Origin of the sequence: Streptomyces sp. P9(2023) (assembly GCF_032436795.1) — a bacterium.
Lineage (GTDB): Bacteria > Actinomycetota > Actinomycetes > Streptomycetales > Streptomycetaceae > Streptomyces.
In genome coordinates this window covers 1-263 of record NZ_JAUPWM010000571.1, presented here as the reverse complement: position 1 = coordinate 263, position 263 = coordinate 1, and the positions used below count along the sequence as shown (strand labels likewise).

The window sequence follows — 263 nt, the reverse complement described above, 5'->3', positions numbered from 1 at the left end:
CTCGATTGCTAATTTAACGGCATTACGAGAATTGGCGATGAAGCGAGTGATTTCCAAAGTTGATAGCCATTGGAACACTATGGTTGATGCTGAACAGGGGAAAATAAGTTACACACTCCAAGATAATCTTGTTGTATTGGTCAGTGCGAATAGTGATCACCGTTATCTAATTAGAATAGGTAGGAAAATTGCTGAACGGCGTCAAATATTATGGAGCGTTGTATGGGTTGATAAAGGAAGTCCGCTGACCTCTCAACAAAGAA

Annotated in this window: 1 protein-coding gene; it reads left to right on the top strand. The window is 40.3% G+C overall.

The window, feature by feature from the left end:
• On the top strand, positions 1–263 hold a 263-nt coding region (locus Q5762_RS38735; RefSeq protein ID WP_315897008.1), incomplete at both ends, for a hypothetical protein.